General features: G+C 42.4%; 18 protein-coding genes. 6 read left to right on the top strand and 12 right to left on the bottom strand.

Annotation, left to right across the window (positions count from 1 at the left end; genetic code table 11):
- Nucleotides 1-141: 141 nt before the first annotated feature.
- A complete protein-coding gene (locus tag myaer_RS00715) occupies nucleotides 142-1,770 on the top strand; it encodes a cation:proton antiporter (RefSeq protein WP_080949693.1) in 1,629 nt (542 codons plus the stop codon).
- On the opposite strand, the gene myaer_RS00710 is transcribed toward myaer_RS00715, so the two are convergent.
- The 6 genes from myaer_RS00710 to myaer_RS00685 all read right to left on the bottom strand — a co-directional run bounded on the left by myaer_RS00710 (nucleotide 1,727) and on the right by myaer_RS00685 (nucleotide 4,572).
- Nucleotides 1,727-2,443 (bottom strand): potassium channel family protein, encoded by a 717-nt coding sequence (locus myaer_RS00710; protein ID WP_046660550.1) that lies wholly within the window; start codon nucleotides 2,441-2,443, stop codon nucleotides 1,727-1,729. The two genes, myaer_RS00715 and myaer_RS00710, sit on opposite strands and share 44 nt — an antisense overlap.
- 267 nt (nucleotides 2,444-2,710) lie before the next feature.
- Complete coding sequence (locus myaer_RS00705; RefSeq protein WP_223212368.1) at nucleotides 2,711-3,043, bottom strand: toxin-antitoxin system TumE family protein; 333 nt, start codon at nucleotides 3,041-3,043, stop codon at nucleotides 2,711-2,713.
- Nucleotides 3,044-3,100: 57 nt separating this feature from the next.
- Nucleotides 3,101-3,403 (bottom strand): hypothetical protein, encoded by a 303-nt coding sequence (locus tag myaer_RS00700; RefSeq protein ID WP_046660549.1) that lies wholly within the window; start codon nucleotides 3,401-3,403, stop codon nucleotides 3,101-3,103.
- Between the two features lie 115 nt (nucleotides 3,404-3,518).
- Nucleotides 3,519-3,926, bottom strand: coding sequence for a ferredoxin (locus myaer_RS00695; RefSeq protein WP_046660548.1), 408 nt, complete (start codon nucleotides 3,924-3,926; stop codon nucleotides 3,519-3,521).
- Nucleotides 3,926-4,312, bottom strand: a complete 387-nt coding sequence (locus myaer_RS00690) for a DUF1257 domain-containing protein (RefSeq protein ID WP_002762644.1) — start codon at nucleotides 4,310-4,312, stop codon at nucleotides 3,926-3,928. The genes myaer_RS00695 and myaer_RS00690 overlap by 1 nt, the downstream gene beginning before the upstream one ends.
- Nucleotides 4,313-4,356: 44 nt before the next feature.
- Nucleotides 4,357-4,572, bottom strand: coding sequence for a DUF2997 domain-containing protein (locus tag myaer_RS00685; protein ID WP_002752708.1), 216 nt, complete (start codon nucleotides 4,570-4,572; stop codon nucleotides 4,357-4,359).
- Nucleotides 4,573-4,882: 310 nt separating this feature from the next.
- Between myaer_RS00685 and bioU the strand changes: the two genes are divergently transcribed.
- Nucleotides 4,883-5,884: a (S)-8-amino-7-oxononanoate synthase BioU gene (gene bioU, locus myaer_RS00680; RefSeq protein ID WP_046660547.1), complete on the top strand. Its 1,002-nt coding sequence runs from the start codon at nucleotides 4,883-4,885 to the stop codon at nucleotides 5,882-5,884.
- On the opposite strand, the gene myaer_RS00675 is transcribed toward bioU, so the two are convergent.
- From myaer_RS00675 to myaer_RS00665, 3 genes are all read right to left on the bottom strand, one after another.
- Nucleotides 5,881-6,807, bottom strand: a complete 927-nt coding sequence (locus myaer_RS00675) for an RluA family pseudouridine synthase (protein WP_046660546.1) — start codon at nucleotides 6,805-6,807, stop codon at nucleotides 5,881-5,883. The two genes, bioU and myaer_RS00675, sit on opposite strands and share 4 nt — an antisense overlap.
- Nucleotides 6,808-7,032: 225 nt before the next feature.
- Nucleotides 7,033-8,115 (bottom strand): roadblock/LC7 domain-containing protein, encoded by a 1,083-nt coding sequence (locus myaer_RS00670; RefSeq protein WP_046660545.1) that lies wholly within the window; start codon nucleotides 8,113-8,115, stop codon nucleotides 7,033-7,035.
- Nucleotides 8,116-8,565: 450 nt separating this feature from the next.
- Entirely contained in the window at nucleotides 8,566-8,907 is a 342-nt protein-coding gene (locus myaer_RS00665; protein WP_046663556.1) for a phage holin family protein, read from the bottom strand.
- Between the two features lie 211 nt (nucleotides 8,908-9,118).
- On the opposite strand from myaer_RS00665, the gene myaer_RS00660 reads away from it, so the two are divergent.
- Nucleotides 9,119-9,508: a hypothetical protein gene (locus myaer_RS00660; protein WP_046660544.1), complete on the top strand. Its 390-nt coding sequence runs from the start codon at nucleotides 9,119-9,121 to the stop codon at nucleotides 9,506-9,508.
- 110 nt (nucleotides 9,509-9,618) lie between these two features.
- Here myaer_RS00660 and myaer_RS00650 read toward each other — a convergent pair whose 3' ends face one another.
- A complete protein-coding gene (locus myaer_RS00650) occupies nucleotides 9,619-10,833 on the bottom strand; it encodes an RNA-guided endonuclease InsQ/TnpB family protein (protein WP_046660543.1) in 1,215 nt (404 codons plus the stop codon).
- A 324-nt stretch (nucleotides 10,834-11,157) separates the two neighbouring features.
- Here myaer_RS00650 and myaer_RS00645 point away from each other — a divergent pair, with 324 nt between their 5' ends.
- Nucleotides 11,158-11,514 (top strand): iron-sulfur cluster assembly accessory protein, encoded by a 357-nt coding sequence (locus myaer_RS00645; RefSeq protein WP_002747572.1) that lies wholly within the window; start codon nucleotides 11,158-11,160, stop codon nucleotides 11,512-11,514.
- A 200-nt stretch (nucleotides 11,515-11,714) separates the two neighbouring features.
- Here myaer_RS00645 and myaer_RS00640 read toward each other — a convergent pair whose 3' ends face one another.
- Nucleotides 11,715-11,981, bottom strand: a complete 267-nt coding sequence (locus myaer_RS00640) for a hypothetical protein (protein WP_002747571.1) — start codon at nucleotides 11,979-11,981, stop codon at nucleotides 11,715-11,717.
- Between the two features lie 218 nt (nucleotides 11,982-12,199).
- Here myaer_RS00640 and myaer_RS00630 point away from each other — a divergent pair, with 218 nt between their 5' ends.
- On the top strand, nucleotides 12,200-16,192 hold the full coding sequence (locus tag myaer_RS00630; RefSeq protein WP_046660542.1) for an Eco57I restriction-modification methylase domain-containing protein: 3,993 nt from the start codon (nucleotides 12,200-12,202) through the stop codon (nucleotides 16,190-16,192).
- 253 nt (nucleotides 16,193-16,445) lie between these two features.
- Nucleotides 16,446-16,787, top strand: a complete 342-nt coding sequence (locus myaer_RS00620) for a type II toxin-antitoxin system HicB family antitoxin (protein WP_002767352.1) — start codon at nucleotides 16,446-16,448, stop codon at nucleotides 16,785-16,787.
- A gap of 137 nt (nucleotides 16,788-16,924) precedes the next feature.
- On the opposite strand, the gene myaer_RS00615 is transcribed toward myaer_RS00620, so the two are convergent.
- Nucleotides 16,925-17,845, bottom strand: coding sequence for a LysR substrate-binding domain-containing protein (locus myaer_RS00615; protein ID WP_046660541.1), 921 nt, complete (start codon nucleotides 17,843-17,845; stop codon nucleotides 16,925-16,927).
- Between the last annotated feature and the right edge of the window lie 110 nt (nucleotides 17,846-17,955).

The raw sequence follows: 17,955 nt of genomic DNA, 5'->3' as shown, positions 1-17,955 counted from the left end.
AGACTAATCCTTACTCATCAAGTATTTTAGCAACAATAACTAACCTCATCTATCTGAGAAAGGCTGTAACTGCCATAACCTCCCTTATATTATAAAAATAGCCAAGTTCTTAATTCTCGGTCTTACCGAGAATATCGTCTTATGAGGGGAGAATTATTAGTAGCCTGGGCAGCACAACAAAAATCCTTGGATAGCAGTTCTGCTGTGAACAGCCAAACGGTGGGAGACATTCCTGAACTGGTTCTTATCTTGATCCTGCTGCTACTGATTGCCACTGCCGTTGCCCTAATAACCCAGCGATTACGCATTTCCTATGTGGCAGGTTTAGTGTTAGCAGGATTACCGATTACTGATCTGTTATCTCGTCGTATTGGGTTAGATCCGTTTTTAGTGCTTAACCTTTTTCTGCCGATTCTGATTTTTGAAGCGGCGATTAATACCGATATCAGCCGTCTTCGCAGTACCTTTAAACCGATCGCACTGCTCGCAGGACCAGGCTCGGTTTTTTCTGCGGCGATTATTGCAGTTCTGGTAAAATTTGGGCTGGGTCTAGATTGGATTCCCGCCTTACTGGTGGGAGTGATTCTAGCAAACACGGATACTGTCTCGATGATTGCCGTCTTTAAAGAAATTCGGGTTCCCTCTAGACTCTCGACTATTGTGGAAGGGGAAACACTATTTAATGATGCAGCCGCACTCGTCACCTTTAATTTGCTCTTGGTGATTTACGCCACTGGAACCATCAGCACCACACAAGTCATCAAGGAAGTGTTGATCGTTGCTCTGGGCGGGGGATTAGTGGGCGCTGTCCTAGGCTACCTGTGTCTGCCCATCTATGTGCGCTTACGGGATCCGCTGAGTAGCCTTTTGCTTACGGTTGCACTTGCCTTGGGAGCTTTTCAACTCGGGCAGTTTTTGGGTGTATCGGGAGCGGTGGCAGTAGTTATTGCTGGACTTGTCTTTGGTAACTTGGGGCTGCCTCGCAGCGCCTCTGCATCCGATCGCATTACCCTGATCAGTTTTTGGGAATATGCCGGTTTTATCGTCAATACCTTTATTTTTCTGCTCATTGGCATTGAAATCAACCCCTTGACCCTATGGCAAACCTTGCCATCGATTGTGCTAGTCATTTTGGCTTATCAATTGGGGCGTATTCTGTCAGTGTATTCTTTACTATGGGTGCTTCGCCGGATCGATCGACCGATCCCCTTGCGCTGGCAACATATTCTGATTTTGGGCAACATCAAGGGTTCCCTCTCCATGGCCCTAGCGGTTGCCATTCCTTTGACTCTAACAGGGCGGGAATTGATCATCGAGCTAGTCTTTGGGGCTGTGTTATTTTCTCTGGTCATCCAAGGATTAGCCTTACCCTGGCTAATTAAAAAGCTCGATATTAGTCAGGTTTCGGCAGTAACACGGGAGATTGGCCAGTTGCAGCTGCAGTTGATCGCGTCGAAAGCGGCACAAGATGAGTTAGCCAATTTATTGAAATCGGGCGTTTTACCGAAAGCAGTGTACGAAGAACTGTGGGCATCTTATCAGGCAAAAGTGGCGGTATCGGAACGGGTGCTGCGGGATGCTTATAATCAGTCTCGATCGGGGCAAATGGAGCCTAAATACGGTCAGTTAGATGCAATTCGACGACGATTGTTCCTGGCCGAGAAAGCCGCCCTGGGGGATGCACTTCGCAAACGTATTGTACCGGAAGATTTGGTACAATCCTACGTTAAAGGTTTGGATGAGAAACTTCTATCCTTGGACGATGATTAGTTTGAATGCCGAGGTAATCGATCATGGGTTTGACGAATTCCGGACGAGTGACCACCAGAATAGTTGAGCCTGCTTCTAGGACGGTATTGCCGTTGGGAATCTCTAAACTGGCGGAAGTGTGACACTGATAGCCAATAATCAGCGAACCGGTCGGAAAGTTGGCATCTTGAGCGATTTGGGCAACGGTACGCCCAGCTACATAACAATCCTTGGGGACGGGCAGCTTTAGCACCTCCACTTGTCCCTGTTCAAAGTGCATCATCGATTCTACTTCAGGGTATTCGATCGCATTGGCCATGGTGGCAACGGCTAAATCAATCGTGCTGATGATGTGACTAGCTCCAGCAAGACGATAGGCTTCAAGAAATTCGCGATCGCACATTCTCACCACAATATGGGAAATGCCATAACTTCTAGACAGGGTGACTAGGGCTAGATTCATGGCATCGTCTCTCAGGGCGGCAACAACCGCTTTAGCTTGTCGAATCCCCGCCTCTAGCAGAACTTTCGTACTGACAGCACTCCCCTCAAAGGCCATGACACCAATTTTTTCCCGGGCAAACCGACAAGCTAAAGGATCCACATCAACGATGGCGACGGTGTGTCCCAAGTCTAAAAGTTGTTGGGCTAAACCTAGCCCCATCATTCCCGCCCCACCAATTAAAACGTACATAGCGGCTCTTTACTTAACAAAATACTGCCTAAGTAAGTGGTTTCAATTTAATTATAACCAGCTACTTACCCCAAAAATCTCCCCAGACAACATCAAACAATTTTATTTTTATCAATTCAAATACAGGAAAAAACAACTCTCTTGATTCTCAATCGATCAATATTTCGGGAAATAGTCAGGTATTTATCCTCCAATCGGATAATTCTCGCAACTTGATCAGGATTTGGCGAGTTATAGGAGTTTGTTTCGCTCTAGGACGCGTTATGTTTACAAAATCTCGATCTCGCGCTCGATTACGGTGATAATTTGTAAAATATTTCTAGATTCGCCAGGTTGAACGTTTAACTCATCTCCTACATGGACATGATCGGGAAAATTCGGTAAATCGGGAAAATGTTCCACGTTATCCCAGCGTTTTCTTAACTTCTGTTTGCTTGCGTCCATCCATTGATAGCGATAGCTTATCGTAACGATGCGTTGATCGATCGAGGTAAAAGCCTCCGCAATTTCTAAAAAATCTCCGTTCGTTAAAAGGACTCTCGCTCGGAAATAGCCTCGATCGAATAAAATTCTTTCATCGACAATCGTGAAAGAGTTCACAATCGAACTCTCAGATAATTTCCGTTTAACCTTGCGAATATAATCGGCTATCTCCATCTAATTTGATCGTAAACTTATCTCTTTTCTAGCTGCCAATAGCATTTCATAATAAACATTCCACTCGAAATAATCCATAGCGTCCCCTAGCTCACCAGAACGAAATTTAGGATAGAATTCTTCCGAACTCATGCGATATTGATTTTCGTATTGCTTGACACGGGTTTCTAAATCCAAAATTTGAGCGTTAATCTGCAAATTTTCCCGTTGTTCGCTCTCAATTTTACGATTCAGTAACTCTCTTTCTTCCTCGGAGAGAGAGAGAATAATTCGCGCGAGAGAATCAATCAGTTGGGTGTTCATTGTCGTTAAAATCCGAGATAGGATTATTTCCCCTGAGAACTGTAGCAGATTCGATCGAGAACCGCTGCCATGACTGCTCGGAAATAATAGGTGGATGAGGCTGCACCTATCCACCCTAGAGATCTAAATCTGCGGGGCTAAATTTCTTGTGAATCTGAGGAAAACCTAACTGTTTAATCACTTGATGTTTGCGTTCTTCCTCAAGGGATGACAACTGATTATAATTAACCCAGTGAATACAGTTAACCGGACAAGTCTCGATCGCTTCTTGAATAATTTCTTCTTCGTCACCGTCCTGATTATAGACGCGAGAGCGACCGTATTCGCCTTCAATAAAAAAGGTATTGGGGGCAACGTGGGCGCAGTGTTTACAACCAATACAAGTGACCTCATCGACGTAAACCGCTTTCTGGCGCAGTAAACCACCCAATTCAGGCTCAAAACCAGTGCGATCGGGGGAATCTCTCAGGAATCCCCCTAACTCTGGTTCAAAACCAGAGCGTTCGGGAGAAAAATCAGCCATTAGGCACTCCAACGTTGTACCACTAGACGAATAGAACCATCAGTATTTTTTTCCTGTGCTGCCACCTGAAAACCCTGTTTAGCAGTTTCTGCCAGAATGGTGTGGTAGGCATAACCTTGATTTACTTTTCTTAAAAATCCTTCTACGGTTAGGGGTTGTTGCCAGTATTGCAAATCGGCAACCAACTCGTACTCGTTACCATTCCAGCGAAAACCGATATCGTAATTGTTATCTTGCTCGATTACCACCTCTGCGGTTAAAGTTTGACCTTGATAACCTTTGACGGGGTGGGAACCCTCTTTCCATTCCATCCCCATATCGCTCAGGGCGGCTTTTAGGTAGGATAGATCGCGGATTTTGGTTTTGATATTGCTAAAGTGTGACATGGTTTTTCAGTGGCTTAAATAAAGGGATCGGGAAAGATGAAAAATTACCAGTCGCTAAAAGTGGCTGCGTTGCTGACTTTCTCTGACTGGCTGACGGTTTGATGGTAATAATCCGAGGTTTTCTCTTGAGACATCAGCTGCCCGAGTTGTGCCTCGATCGCCGCCGTCACCTCTTGACAAGATGAACCGACTATGCCTGTCACCTTTTCCATGACGCGACCATCGGGATAGATGATAAACTCTAGGCTTTCCATGCTCATAGGTCTTCTCGGCGTGATCTGGGGTTTGCAAAGCTCCCTATCGTTTTAATTTACGATAGTTTGCTAATCGTAGCAATCTGGTTAAAATTTTAGCAAAACTTTATATTATCTCGGCCAACCACTTTCATTTTTTGTCAGTTTCGCGTAACTTTTCTTTACCGTCAAGGGCGAACCTGTCCCTGGAGGGCATAATTTAACAAAACTACACAAAAAAGACGACCTGAAGCGATAAATTGAAAATAAAGGAGATGCAACGGCGAACCACGACCGCCGAGATCATAGAATTTTGTCTATAGGAATGAGAACAAATATGAATAAACAAATAGCAGGCGATCGCCTTCGGATCGGTGTTTTAGGTTTTGGTGGTTTGGGACAGGCTGCCGCTAGAATTCTCGCCCCCAAACAGGAAATGCTTTGGACTGCCGCCGCCGATAAAGCCGGTTTTGCTTACCACAAAGACGGTCTAGATGTCAATACCTGTAACAAAATTTATCATGACCAGGGTTCGATCGGTTATCTGGAAAATTACGGCAGTCTCAGCCAGAACAGTATCGAGGAATTAATCAAAACTGCCGACGTAGAAGGCTATTTTCTCGCCTTGCCGAATTTACCCAACAATTTCATGGCCGATATCGCTAAAACCTTCATTCGCTTAGGTTGGCGCGGGGTTTTAGTCGATGCTCTCAAACGTACCAGCGCCATGGAACAAATCTTAGCACTACAAACAGACCTAGAAGCCGCCGGCATCACCTACATGACCGGCTGCGGCGCTACCCCCGGACTGTTAACTGCGGCCGCTGCCCTAGCTGCCCAGAGTTATGCAGAGATTCATAGCGTTAAAATTACCTTTGGCGTGGGAATTGCCAACTGGGAGGCTTATCGTGCCACTATTCGCGAAGATATCGCCCATTTACCCGGTTACAACCCAGAAACAGCCCACCAGATGAGTGACGCAGAAGTGGAAATGCTGTTAAATAAAACCAATGGCATTCTCAGCCTCGAAAATATGGAACACGCGGACGATATTATGCTGGAATTAGCCGGAATTTGTGGACGTGATCGCGTTTCCGTCGGGGGTGTGGTGGATACGCGCAACCCGAAAAAGCCCTTAAGTACCAATGTTAAAGTCACGGGGCGGACTTTTGAAGGCAAAATTTCCACCCATACCTTCACTTTAGGCGATGAAACCAGTATGGCGGCTAATGTCTGCGGGCCGGCTTTCGGTTATCTGAAAGCGGGGGTTTCCCTGCATCGTCGCGGTATCTACGGATTATGGACCGCAGCGGAGATTATGCCGCAATTTGTGCGCTAGGGGTTTCTCTGGCGTAAAATAGCTAAAACTTTCGGGAAAATAGCGGGTAAGGGAGCGATCGCTTCTAGGCTCTCTCCCGTGACCGGATGTATTAAGATTAAACGATGGGCGTGGAGTAACTGCCCGGGTAGATTAATCCCGATGGAACGACCGGAACTATAAAGGGGATCCCCAAGAATCGGATGACCAATGTGGCTGCTATGAACGCGAATTTGATGAGTTCTGCCAGTTTCTAGGCGAAATTCCATTAAGGTGTAGTTGCCTAGTCTTTCCTTGACTTGCCAGTGGGTGACGGCATTTCTACCGCCTTTTTCCACGGTAATAATAGCCATCTTTTGGCGCTCGCTGCGGTGACGACCGATCGACAGATCAATTGTACCTGTTTCGCTTTTGGGGACACCGTGGACGAGGGCCATGTATTCCCGACGGGCAGTTTTGGTTTTTAATTGTGCCTGTAGGTGTTGATGGGCCTGGTCGGTTTTGGCAATAACGATCGCGCCCGTGGTATCCTTATCTAAGCGGTGAACTATGCCGGGGCGTTGAATTCCACCGATTCCGGCTAAATTTGGGCAGTGATGCAGTAAAGCGTTGACCAAGGTTCCCGATTCGTGGCCGGGGGCCGGATGAACCACTAAATCGGCCGGTTTATTGATAATAATCAGATATTCGTCTTCGTAAAGAATATCAAGATCGATCGCCTCGGCGCTTAATTGCAGGGGTTGACTGTCGGGAATGGTAATCTTTAAGCGATCGCCTTGGGCAACTTTAGTATTTTTATTGGTGCAAATTTGACCGTTTAACTGTATATATCCCTGTTCTATCAATTTTTGCAGCCTCGATCTCGATAAATCGGGCAATTGTGACCCCATCCAAGCATCTAAACGTTCTTTTTTTCCCGCAACTTCTAAGTTTAATTGGTTCATCGGTTTTTAGTGATCAGGGTGTAGGGTGTGGGGGAAAGGGGAGAAGGGAGAAGGGAGAAGGGAGTGGGAAGTGGGGAGAGGGGAGAGGGGAGAATAAATAATCAGTTTTTAATAACCGAATTTAGTATGAATTATGAATTATGAATTAGGGGGAAGGGAGAGGGGAGAATAAATAAAAATAATCTCCTGATCACTGATTACTGATTACTGATTACTGATTACTGATCACTGTAAGGTTCTACCCGGGTAACGAATATCTGTACTGTTATCATCTTCGGTTTCGAGGACGATCTCGAATTCTTCTACAACGGAATCAAGGAAGGGATTAACTGTGGGATTTAACAGGGGGGGGTGGGGGGTGGGATTGGAAATAGCGAGAATTTTTGCTAATTTTGAGCGAGTTTTTTGGATTTCTCCCTCTAACAATCCCGTGATCGTTTTGCCAGTTTTCACTAAAAGAAAAGCTTGGTCACTGCAAGGGGTTAAGATCAGATGACCCTGGGGACTGCGAATAGCAATTTGTTCCACATCAGACCAGCTTAATTCCTCTTTTGTGTTATTGGCAAGATAGATCATTGTTCCTGCTAAGATTAAGGCACTATTGTGTGGCATACCGATGGAATCAGTCAAAGGTTGACCCTGGGGAGAAACAAGCATGATTCCCTCAATAGCGATCGGTTTTTCGGCTAATTCTTCCATAATTTTGGCAATTTCTGCCTGGTAATTTGGTTCCCTAAGGAAGGTATCTTTAGAGTTATCATAGTTATTATCGGTGGGATGTGGTCGTTCTTTGGTTTCTTCCAAAGATATAAACCATTGCAGGGGTTTTTCTTCCCGCAGTTGTCGGTGGCTAAACAGACGAATATCTTTAGAAAGTTTAATCCCTAATTCAAAGGCATTTGCCTGATAATTGTCGGCTAAAATTACGGGATCAAGGGAGATTTTAGCCTCATCTCGGCCAAGACGTTTTAGGGGACCTGCCTCTAGACAGGCAAGGATTTTAACCAGTTTTTTCGAGTCGAGTAGTTCGCGTAAATAATAACAATGAAAGTAGGGGATGTCCCCAGGACCAAATTCATCCTTCCCATCGTTAATTAACCAACCAAAGAGGGTGTTATGGGAGTCAATTTGATAGATATAGACTCCTTTAAAGTTCCTGTGTGGAGGATTATAGGTGTCCCATAACTGAGAGACTATATGTTGATAAAAAACCTGTTGAATCCCTGGGGGGACATTAGCACTAGCGATATATTTAAATCCCAGTTGTGAGAAACTTCTATAAATCAGTTGTTCAACGATCCAAGACATGATCTGTAAGGTTTAATTACTCCAGCGTGCTTTTATCAATGATTTTAACACAATTGTATCTTGTTCCCAGTTTTTATCCTAGTATATCTCACCGGCCAATTGTCGCTGTAAACTAAAAACAAAGTTACCTATTTTTAAAGTGGCGGTAGTATACCGACCTATTTTAGCAACATAATTGGGAATTTTTAAATATCTTCTTCGCTTTCTTCCCCTTGGGGTCTGAAGACAATATTAGCCTGATTTCCCGAAGTTGCTTAATTTTTGAATCCGATAAGATGCCGCTAGGAAAACTTTTTTCCTTCTCCTCTTTGACCGATACTGAGAACTGTATAAAAACTATCACCATTACCCAAAAACTAGGGAGACGTTGTTATAATCAACGTCTCTAGATCAGAAATTAATCAATCAGAGTAAGCCAGGCTGTTTTAAACAACCGAATTATTGACCACTTTAGTCAACGAAAATGCCATTTAAAACTCCTGAAATGATCGAAACCACGATCGAACCGAATAAAGCAGCAAAAAATGATTTTACCTCAAAACCACTGATAAAATAGGAGGCTAAAGAAAAGGAAATGGCATTAACCACAAAAATAAATAACCCTAGGGTCAAAATAGTTAAAGGCAGGGTAAAAAGAATCAACAGGGGTCTAACAATAGCATTAATTAAACCCAAGACGACAGCGGCTATCAAAGCCACGGTAAAATTTTTAATTTCTATACCGGGTACTATTTGCGCTGTAATCAATAAAGAGACAGCGGTAATCAACCAACGGAGGAAAAAAGATAACATAAGCCCATCCATCTAAGATAGTTCATCCTCATCTATTTTAATCGCCATCGCCACTTAAAGGGGCGACAGTTTTCGGGAGATGGCAGCGAAAACCGACATTGACTGCTGCCGCTGCTCGAAAACCAGAGCGGGAACATAGTATCGGTTACACTGATGATAAACAGGAAAATTTGCTCAGACTATCACTCCCAGGAAAGAGGCAAGACTAAAGATGATATCTAGAAAAAATTTTAGCCAGAGCCAGCAAGTAGAAATCGGTAAAACGAGAATTATTCAGGGAGCAACTGGCACTCTAATGCTAATGAGTCTGCTTTCTCTCCTCTTAGCGCCACCTAGTTTAGCATCTCCTGAGCCACCTAATTCGGTTATCGCCGCCACCCGTCAAGATTTGAGTCGGAAAACCAAGATATCGGTTAATCGCTTGCAAATTCAAGCAGCACAACCACAAACCTGGCCCGATGGTTGTTTAGGATTAGCTAAACCGGGAGAATTCTGTACTCAAGCACTGGTGCAAGGATGGCGAATTATTCTGACTGATAACCAAAAAACCTGGGTTTATCGCACCGATAGCAGCGGCACTAATCTCCGCTTAGAAAAGTGAATTTCTTTGGATATTTTCTGGCTGCTTTTTCGGCATCCTCAAAGCAGCGCTGTCCTGTCCGTTGGGTGTTGACATCCTCACCGCCGTAAACGGACGGTGATTCCCAAACCTCACGATTTAGGTTTCTGCTTCTTTCCCGTTCGGCTGACGCTCACGGCGGAAGCCTTGCGGGGTTCCGCACCTGCCTTAACAGATTTACTCTGTTCTGGTCTTATGGTCGCTCTACAGACTGATACCGCAAGCCCTGCGGCCAAAATGTTTTTACTGGCGTTAATATCTCGGTCATGGTGAGTCCCACAGATTGGACAGTCCCACTCTCGAACATTTAACGGCATTTTCTCAGCAATATACCCGCAATTACTACACCTTTTAGAGCTAGGAAACCATCTATCTATTTCGATGTAATTTCTCCCATACCAACGGCATTTATAGGCTAATTGTCGGGTTATTTCTCCCCAGCTTACATCAGATATTGCCTGAGATAATTTCGGGTTTTTGACCATATTCTTGATAGCTAAATTCTCAACCACAATCGTTTGATTTTCACGAACTAATTGAGTGGTTAGCTTATGTAAATGGTCTTTTCTGCTATCGGTGATTTGAGCGTGAATCTTGGCTACTTTGATTCTTGCTTTTTCCCGATTTTTTGACCCTTTCTGTTTTCGAGAAAGATTTTTCGATGCTCTTCGCAACCTCTGATAATGTTTCTTAAAATGCTTAGAATTAGATACTTTATCGCCGTCGCTGGTAATCACAATGCTACTAATTCCTAAGTCAATTCCAATGGCTTTATCTGTTACTGGTAATGGCTTAATTGTTGGGTCATCAAATCTTATTGAGATATGCCAACGTCCAGAAGGATGTAATCTGACTGTTACTGTGCTTGGTTCACATCCGTCTGGTATTTGTCTTGACCATCGAATAGGTAAAGGTTCTGTGCATTTAGCTAAATAGATTTGTCTGTCTTTAAATTTAAAAGCAGATTTGGTAAATTCGGCACTTCCTCCCTGATGTTTTTTCTTAAAGTTAGGATACTTAGTACGACCAGAAAAGAAATTGTTAAAAGCTGTTTGTAGGTGTCTTAACCCTTGTTGTAAAGGTACACAGCTAACTTCGTTTAAAAAGTCTAATTCTTCTTGTTTTTTCCAATCGGTCAACATTGAAGAAGTTTGAGCGTAGCCTACTCTTTCTTGTCTTTCGTACCAAGCTTGTGTTCGTTCGTGGAGAGCTTTATTGTAAACCAATCTTACACATCCCAAAGTGCGCCGCAATAGCGACTCTTGTTCGGGTGTTGGGTAAAATCGGTAAGAATAGGCTTTTTCCATGTCTTATATTTTAGCATATATTTCGTAAACGATGCTCATATTTAACAGTAAAGCCGTCGTAGAACGACGGGGTTTCAGACCCAAAATTTCCGATGAAAATCGGCTGAGAATGGCTCTAGGGTTTGTTTCAAGAATCTAGTCGTCCCTGGCAACGCTATTTAATTAATAATCCCAGTTTTTTGCTTTTTTTGCCCTATAACTCCTGCGAGACTGGGAAAAGTAAGAAGTAATCCAGTCATCAGCCCTCAACTATCGTTAAGATGGATAGGAGAAGGTAAAGTTTTATATGTCCCCTTCAACTGCGTTTAGGAGTTCCTGCTAAAGATGACACAAGCTACTCAGATTCAAGGAAAAGGAATTTTACTCAGTGAGGCTGCCCTCAAACACCTTACCATGCTCAAAGAGCAACAGGGCAAGGATTTATGTCTGCGCGTGGGTGTGCGTCAGGGGGGTTGTTCGGGAATGTCCTATATGATGGATTTTGAGCATCCTAGCAATATTGGCCCCCAAGATGAGGTTTTCGATTACGATGGCTTTAAAATTGTCTCTGATAAAAAAAGTCTGCTCTATCTCTACGGTCTCATGTTAGATTACAGCAACGCGATGATCGGCGGTGGTTTCCAATTCACTAATCCCAACGCCAGTCAAACCTGTGGCTGTGGTAAGTCTTTTGGCGTTTAATTATTTCTCTGGGGTGATACCTTTCACCCCCGCCTCCCAGAGGCGATTTTTTTTGGCCAAAACCCTTGACAAAATCGGAGACTTGACATATACTTTTTATATAATGGGAATCCGTGCCTGCCTGCGAACCCTTCATTTTTAGGCTAGATAGCCTGCTCTGAATCAGAGACGATAATAATCTGAGGAAAACTTTTTAGACATTAAGAGGGGTTTTGACTGAGATTCCGCAAGGTACGATTGACAAAGCTGAGGTAGTCGTCAATTTCTTCGTAGGCATCGAGTTCTTGCTTTTGTGCGGGGGTAATTGCTGATTCTTTCTCTAGTTGGAGTAATTCTTCAATCCGAGTCTGAACGGCAGTGGAGGCTCGAAATATAGCAACTCCATCTTCTAATTCTAGGCAGACGGCTCCCTCTCTGGCTAGGGCAGAGGGCAAGTGATTGAGTTTAGGGATTGCTTGGGGGGTCATTTCAGTTACCAGTTATCAGTCATCGGTGACTACCAAGGATTTTAATTTTTATCCCCATTATTATACCTACGGCTGTGGTAAGTCTTGGCGATTTTTTTGGCCAAAACCCTTGACAAAATCGGAGACTTGACATATACTTTTTGTATAATGGGAATCCGTGCCTGCCTGCGAACCCTTCATTTTTAGGCTAGATACCCTCAATGTTAGGATAATTGCCCATGTCAGGACAAGCAAGCAATAAACCACTTTTTTCTCAACACTATCTTGAGCATCGGCTGCCGGATTCTGGGGAATGGCAAGAGGATGTATCGGTGGCATTTTCCCGCTTAGAGAGTCTTTATCAACAAAAAAAGGCGATTTTGCCGACTCTTAACGAAGCGCAAACGGAAGCAGAATTAATACAACCGATTCTAGAAATTCTCGGTTTTAGTTATATACCACAAGTAAGCAGTAGGGGAAAAGGAAGGTCAGAAAGGCCAGATTATGCCCTATTTGCCACAGAAAATGACCGTTATCAAGCCTATGCTCTCCAGAATAATGAAAGAGCCTTTTATAGTCAAGTTTTAGCGATCGCTGAGGCCAAATACTGGCAACGTTCTCTTAGTGACGTTTCTAAGAATGATCAGCGAGATATCTGGAAAAATAGTAATCCTTCCTTTCAGATCACCAATTATCTGACGGGGACGGGAGTAGATTGGGGTATTCTCACTAATGGTCGAGAATGGCGCTTATATTACCGTCAAGCGTCCTCCACAGCCACGGAATTTTATCTAGTGGACTTGATGGAACTATTAGAAGGGGGAGACCGGCAAAAATTTCCGTATTTCTGGTTATTTTTCCGTCAAGAGGCTTTTATTAAGGATATTCACGGTCAGAATTTCCTTGAACGGGTCCGGGAGGGGAGTACCACCTATGCCACCAGAGTGGGTAACGAGTTAAAAGAGTTAGTCTTCGATCGCATTTTTCCCGATATTTCTCAAGGTTTTGTATCATTAAATACAGACATACAGCCAGATTTATTGTATGAGGCGAGTTTATCCCTGCTGTATAAATTATTATTTCTGCTCTACGCAGAAGCGCGGGACTTGCTGCCGGTGAGGGGAGACTATCGCGATTACAGCTTATTGCAAAAGACGCGAGAAATTGCCGTTAAAATCGATCGTCAGCAGGTCTTTAGTGGCACCTCGACGGGAATATATGATGCTCTCCTCAGTTTATTTCGCATTGTCGATCGAGGGGATGCTAATTTAGCCGTACCTCGTTACAACGGGGGTTTATTTGACATGGAAGAAGGCCGGGTGAATTGTTTTCTCGGTCAATATAAGTTATCCGATGCGGTTTTAGCGCCCATCCTAGACAAGTTAGCACGTTTTGAGGGACAGCCGATCGACTATAGTTTTTTAGGTGTGCGACAGTTAGGATCAATTTACGAGGGATTACTGGAATATCGCATCGTGATTGAGGGGGAATCGGTGCATCTGGAAAATGATCGGGGAGAAAGAAAAGCCACCGGTTCCTATTACACTCCCGATTATATTGTTAAATATATTGTCAGTCATACCCTCAAACCAATTTTAGAGCAAAGAGCGCGACAGTTCGGGGATGTGATGACAGAAATCGCCACCCGAAGACAAGAAAGCAGCGATAGACGTTTAGGAAATCTCAGTCAGCAGGGATTAGAAAAAGAGCTACAACGCTTAGAAAAAAAAGCGATCACCACCTTACTTGATCTTAAACTCTGTGACCCCGCCATGGGAAGCGGACATTTTTTAGTAGAAGCAGTGGACTATCTCACCGATGAGTTAATCCAGATTCTCAATCTTTATCCCGAAGATAATCCCGTTTTAACCATGTTGGAAACCACCCGACAAAACATTATCGACAATCTCCGACAACAGGGAATTATTCTCGATTCTCCCACCCTTGAACCAACGCAATTATTACAGAGAGTGGTGATGAAGCGCTGTATTTATGGGGTGGATATCAATCCGATGGCCGTAGAATTGGCCAAGGTTAGTCTCTGGTTACATTCTTTCACAGTGGGCGCACCTTTGAGTTTTTTGGATCATCATTTACGTTGTGGTAATTCTCTGATCGGAACTACCGCCAAGGATGCAGAAGCCGCTATGATTGAGGAGGAAGGTGGTCAATTAACTCTTTTAACGGGCCCTTTTGTTGGGTTGCTTCGGGCAGCAGAAATTATGCGGGGAATTAGTACCCTCAGCGATGCGACTTTTGCCGAAGTGGAAGCAAGTGAACAGTTATTCCGTGATTTTGATAGTCAAGCTAAACCCTACAAGCGTTTATTAGATGTTTTCCTTTCTCGCTTTTTTGGGGTTAAAACTGCTATCGAGTTTCTGCAGCGCTACGGTGGTAATATATCGGCAATTAATTGGGATAAGTTACCCCGATCAGATCAAGGAATTTTAGACCAGGCAGCTAGTTTATATAAAAGTAAGCGCTTTTTTCATTGGGATCTGGAATTTCCCGAAGTTTTTATCGATCTTGATTCCGCTTCTTGGAAGGATAACCCCGGTTTTGATGCAGTAATCGGTAATCCTCCTTATGTTCGACAAGAAGGATTAAAAGATATTAAACCCTTTCTAAAAGAAAATTATCAATCTTTTCATGGAGTTGCCGATTTATACGTTTATTTTGTCGAAATGGGGTTACTATCCTTACAGCAAGGAGGTCACTTGGGTTTGATTATATCAAATAAATTTATGCGTGCTAATTATGGAACGAAATTAAGACAATTTCTAACCCAGCAAACAACTATAAAAGAAATTATCGATTTTGGAGAATTGCCTGTTTTTTCGGAAGCGGCAACTTTTCCATCTATTCTACTGATTGAAAATAATATTGTAGGTCAACAAAATGTTTTAGTATCAAAGATTAAGTCTCTCAAATTCAATAGTTTAATTGATGTGATTAATGATCTGTCATATTATGTATGTGAAAATAGCTTGTCTGTGGAAGGTTGGTCTTTAGCTAAAAATCAGATTGCTACAATTGTCGAAAAATTACAAAAAAAAGCTGTTTTTCTGAGTGAATATGTAAACAATCAGATTTATCTGGGAATTAAAACAGGATGTAACGAAGCATTTGTGATTGACAAAAATATCAAAGAATATTTAGTAAAAACCGACCCAAACAATCAACAATTTATCAAGTCTTTAATAGTAGGAGATGATTTAAGGAAATATGAAATCAAGAATCGGGACTTATATTTATTATTGATTCCCTGGGGATGGACAAAACAAAAAATAGATACAGATCAGGAAAAATTAGCTTGGAATTATCTTTCTTCATTATACCCTTCTCTTACTAAACATCTTGAGGGTTTTGCAGAAAAAGCTAGAAAACGATGTGATCAAGGACAGTTTTGGTGGGAATTAAGACCTTGCACTTATTACGATATTTTTGAAAAACCTAAAATTATATATCCAGATATTGCTAAAGAATCGCGCTTTACTTTAGATAATAATGGCTTTTACTCAATCAATACTACCTATTTAATTCCTAGCCAAAGTTATTATTTACTAGCTCTTTTAAATTCCAGCTTAATTTTCTTTTATATGTCTCAAAACAGTGCTGTATTGGGGGATACAGAGAAGCAAGGTAGATTAAGATTTTTTGGTCAATACATGGAGAATATCCCCATCCGAAAAATATCTTTTAGCACTAATAGCGATCACCGTCAACAGAGTTTAGAGAAACTTATCAAAAGTTATCAAGAAAAGCAAGAGATATTAAAAGAAATCGAGGAACATATTAGGAGAGAGGAAACCGATATAGTCCATGATATTCTGGCCTACTTAGCAGAACAGATGATCGAGATAAATCGGGAAAAACAAAAAGAAATCAAAAGCTTTTTAAGATATTTAGAGAGAATAATCGGCAGTGCGATCGATAATTTAACCAACAAATCAAAAATCCAAAACTATCTCGGTGACTACCAAAAAAGCGAACCTCATCTTAGCTGCGATCAACTGTGGGAGATACTGAAAAAGAACAAAAAGAAAATTAGCGTTAACTTGCTAGATCGTCAAATACAGGAAACCCTAGAAAAAGAATATCAAACCAGTCTAGATAAACTGTTGCCCCTAAAACAACAATTAAGCGCCACCGATGAATTAATCGATATAATTGTTTATAAACTCTATGGATTAAGCGAGGAAGAAATTAAAATTATTGAAGGGAGAGAGTGAAAAAAGAATCAGCATTACAAGTAAAGGGTTCAAACCAATCCTATTAATAGATTAAATAATACCGTGGAGAGTCTTCCTTTTTCTAAAAATACTGATATAATACGAAAAAAAGTTACTGAACCTTACTCAATGAACAAAAAGCAACAGCGAGTTCTGAATGCAATTCAGACAAGGATATACGCCTCTTTTTAGAAAATGCTAATATCATTTAATTGCCTCAATTATTGATTATTTATTGAGAGAAACAAAAACTATGTACACCACAACTTATAAAGGATATACAGGTAAATTTGAAATTGACTTTGACGATAATCTGATCTCTGGAATCGTCATTGACATTAAAGATGTGATTACTTTTCACGGCAAAACTATTGAAGAAGCTGTACAGTGTTTTCATGAATCTGTTGATGACTATCTAGAATTTTGCCAAGAATTAGGAGAAGAACCCGATCAACCTTTTTCAGGAAAGCTACCTTATCAAACAACCCCCGAAATTCATCGTAAAATCTATTTAGCAGCAACTAAAAAAGGTAAAAGTATCAATGCTTGGATGGATGAGGTTCTTTCTCAGAAAGCCCAAGAACTTGTCGGCTAAAAATATTATAGATGACAATTTTTGAGAGTTAAAAGGAGAGATTTATATTACCTCGTTCCCCATCTCTTTTGCCAAAAATAATTTCCCCTACATATCTTTATTTTTGCTCTAGTTAATTTTCGGTGATTGCTATCAGATTACAACATCTGCTCGAAAACTTGACAGACGCGGGGTTGAAAGCGCTGACGGTGTTTTATTTTTAAAAAAGGGCGCATAAATTCGAGATAACGAGGGTATAAACCGGAAGTATCGATGACTCGAATCGATCGCAATGTGCCTAATTCTAATTCCTTTTGAACCATTAATTCGGAAATGCCGGCAGCTGCCGAACTATTCTCGATGATTGCTTTCACCATTTCTCCCGTATTTAACAGCAAAGTCACCTTTAATGTGCGTAAATCGATGCCCCAATTCCGTAGTGCTTCCTCGAATCTTTGTTGAGTTCCCGATCCTGATTCTCGCATTACCCAAGGGGTTTCCACTAATTCCGGCAATTCGATCGCCTCTCTTTTATACCAGGGATGAGAACGTCCGACAATGATTAATAGGCGATCGCTGCCGACGATCTCCTGTTCTAAACAATGTGTTAAATCACTCTTGACTTCTCCCTCGATTAATGCTAGGTCAAAACGTCCGTTAGCCGTACCCAGACAGATTTCTTCCGTATTAGCTAGGGTGCAATTGATCTTAATTGCTGGATAGCGCTCCTGAAAATCGCTAATTTTTGCCGGCAGCCAATAGTTACCAATAGTCAAACTCGATCCTAATTGTAGTTCTCCCCGTTGCAAGTCGTTGAATTCCGCCAATCCCCTTTCTGTCAAAGTTACCTGGGTGAGAATGCGTTGCGCTTCTAATTGCAGTAAACGTCCTGTTTCCGTGATCTCGATGTGACGACCGACGCGGTGGAATAATTTCACCCCGTATTCATTTTCTAGGGAGGCAATGGCGGCACTGACGGCCGGTTGGGTGATATATAAAGCTTCTGCTGCTTTGGTGAAGTGGAGATGTTCAGCAGTCGCTAGAAAGATTTCCAGTTGATCTAGGGTCATTCTGGCCATGGCAATGGGTTTTCCGTCTCTATTGGTCTTTCCATCATTTTAATTTATTAAATCAACAAGAAAGAATATTTGATTTTATTAATGGCTCTTTCTAGAGTAGAAGTAGGGCG

Source organism: Microcystis aeruginosa NIES-2549, assembly GCF_000981785.2.
GTDB lineage: Bacteria > Cyanobacteriota > Cyanobacteriia > Cyanobacteriales > Microcystaceae > Microcystis > Microcystis aeruginosa_C.
The sequence above is the reverse complement of the archived record's forward strand: the minus strand, read 5'-3'. Positions and strand labels throughout refer to the sequence as shown.